The 2,696-nt window shown below is 64.1% G+C and carries 2 protein-coding genes; both read right to left on the bottom strand.

Annotation, left to right across the window (positions count from 1 at the left end):
• Positions 1–1,895 (bottom strand): MtrAB system histidine kinase MtrB (gene mtrB / locus AC5RWX_RS32145; RefSeq protein ID WP_494100232.1); only part of this gene is annotated, 1,895 nt, incomplete at its 3' end.
• The gene (mtrA, locus tag AC5RWX_RS32140) at positions 1,867–2,541 is read right to left on the bottom strand and encodes an MtrAB system response regulator MtrA (RefSeq protein WP_494100231.1); all 675 of its coding nucleotides are present in this window, start codon (positions 2,539–2,541) and stop codon (positions 1,867–1,869) included. The genes mtrA and mtrB, both read right to left, overlap by 29 nt.
• Positions 2,542–2,696 lie beyond the last annotated feature (155 nt).

Raw genomic sequence — 2,696 nt, 5'->3', positions numbered from 1 at the left:
GGCGCTGGATCAAACGGCGCCCTGCCTGCTTCCAGCACCAGCATGTTTTTGTTGTCCGCCTCATCAGGAAGCGTGATGTCATTGGGTTCCAGCTGGACCGGCGACTTGTCGATCTCCTCGCCTTGACGCAGTGGCAATGTCAGCCGGAAGTTTGCCCCGTTTCCCTTTTTGCCCCATGCCTGGAGCCAGCCGTTGTGGAGCTTGGTGTCCTCCATCGCTATGGACAAGCCAAGGCCGCTGCCCCCGGTGGTGCGGGCGCGGGCAGGGTCAGCACGCCAGAATCTGTCAAAGACGCGGGCGGCTTCAGTCGGTGACATGCCGATGCCGTAGTCCCGGACTGCTATTCCCACGGCGGTCTGGCTGGCTGCCACGGTGACCCTTACCGGCTTCCCCTCGCCGTGCTCCACAGCATTAAGGATGAGGTTCCGGAGGATCCTGTCGATCCTGCGGGCATCCATCTCCACAATGATGGCACCGTCGGGGGCACTGAGGATGATTTCGGAGCCGTACTCGGCTGCCACAGGCGCTGCCCCTTCTATGACGTGGGCCACCACCTGCCGGATGTCCTCCGGCTCAGCGTCCAGCATGGCCACGCCGGCGTCGAAGCGGGAGATTTCCAGCAGGTCCGAGAGGAGGGACTGGAAGCGTTCCACCTGGTTGTACAGGAGCTCGGCGGAGCGTTTGTTGATGGGGTCGAATTCTTCCCGGGCCTCGTAGAGCACTTCCGCAGCCATCCGCACGGTAGTCAAGGGTGTCCGCAGTTCGTGGGAGACGTCTGACACGAAGCGCTGCTGCATCTGGGACAGCGTGGCCAGCTGTGTGATCTGTTCCTGGAGGCTGGCTGCCATGTGGTTGAAGGAGGCACCAAGGCGGGCGACCTCGTCCTCGCCCCGGACCACCATACGCTCCTGCAACTGGCCGGCGGCCAGCTTTTCGGACACCATCGCCGCGTGGCTGACCGGGCTGACGACGTTGCGGGTGACGTACCACGCAATGGCGCCGATCATCAGGACCAGCACGGCGCCGCCCGCCCACAGCACACTTTGGATCTCGTCGAGGGTCTGCTGCGCCGTGTTCAGGTCATAGATAAGGTACAGCTCATAAACCGTGCCATTGAAGGTCACCTTGTTGCCCACGGCAATGCCGGGACGGTCCTCAGTGCCAACCGGGATCACGGTGGATGCCCAGTACTGGTCCTTCCCCGACTCCTGCACGGCTTTACGGAGCTCCGGCGGGATAACGCTGACTGTCAGCTGGTCCGATGCCCGTGACTCCACCCACCGGTTGCGGGGTTTGGTTTGTTCGGGCATGGCCTCGAAGACATACCGCCGTTGGATGACGGAACCGCGGCCCTCCACCGCGTTGAGGGTGTCGTACACCAAGGTGATCACGCTGGACTGATCGGTGACCTGCGCGCCGTCGAACGTTTCCTGGACCTGCTTGACGTTGTAGCGCGTCTCCGACTCGGCCTGGGTGAGCCGCTCCTGGAACAGGTTGTTGGCGATCTGGTTGGAGAGGTACGCACCAACCACTGCAAACGAGGTGACCGCAAGCATCAGGGTGGTGAGGACGGTGCGGAACTGCAGCGACCGGCGCCACCGCCGGTGCACGGCCCGTCCCATATACCGGAGCGCCGGAAGGAACCGCCGGAACCCGGTTCGAACCAGCCGGGCAACGCGAAGACTGACGATCAGGGTGCGGCGCTGCCAGATCCGGGTGCGGAAGGACAGCCTGTGGAGGCCGGCGGTGACGGCGTCCGTGTGCTCGGGGGCCTTACCGGGCTCAGGCCGGTCAGACCCGCCGTGGGGCTCCGGAGAATTCCCCGCGGCGGGCGCGTTGGCAGGTCCCCCCTTGGGAACTGCGGGGTCAGACCCCTGCTTTGTAGCCGACACCACGCACCGTTAATACAACTTCCGGGGCTTCCGGATCCTGCTCGATTTTTGACCGGAGGCGCTGGACATGGACATTGACCAGCCGTGTGTCGGCGGCGTGGCGGTAGCCCCAGACCTGCTCGAGCAGCAGTTCGCGGGTGAACACCTGCCATGGTTTGCGGGCAAGGGCCACCAGGAGATCAAACTCCAACGGCGTCAAGGAAATCCGCTCGTTGCCCCTGCTGACGGTGTGGCCGGCCACGTCAATGGTGATGTCCGCAATCTTCAGGGTTTCCGGGGCCTTCTGGTCGCCAGGCCGAAGCCGCGCGCGGACGCGTGCCACGAGCTCTGCCGGTTTGAAGGGCTTGGGCACGTAGTCGTCGGCGCCGGACTCCAGGCCGCGGACAACGTCGGAGGTGTCAGCCTTGGCGGTGAGCATCACGATGGGCACGTCCGACTCCGCGCGGATCTGCCGGCAGACCTCTATGCCGTCCACGCCGGGAAGCATAAGGTCCAACAGGACAAGGTCCGGCCGGGATGAGCGGAAAACGTCAAGCGCTTTGGCGCCGTCGGCGCAGAAGACCGGCTCGAAGCCGTCATTGCGAAGAACAATTCCGATCATTTCGGCCAGTGCTTCGTCATCATCTACCACCAGAATGCGTGCCTTCATAGTTATATATTCCCTTATCAGGGAGGCTTTGTCCTGTTCAGGGCGCTGCGGCATGGCGGAACGCTAGGTGGCCCGCCTGCGGAACTATAGGCTGGGACGAAGCCGGACGTTCCCGGTGCCCACCGTGTGCTGCGGCCGGGCGCGGGCAGCCGGGG

It is taken from the genome of Arthrobacter sp. SPT-J7, from assembly GCF_059089965.1.
This window is presented reverse-complemented; position numbering and strand designations above follow the sequence as displayed.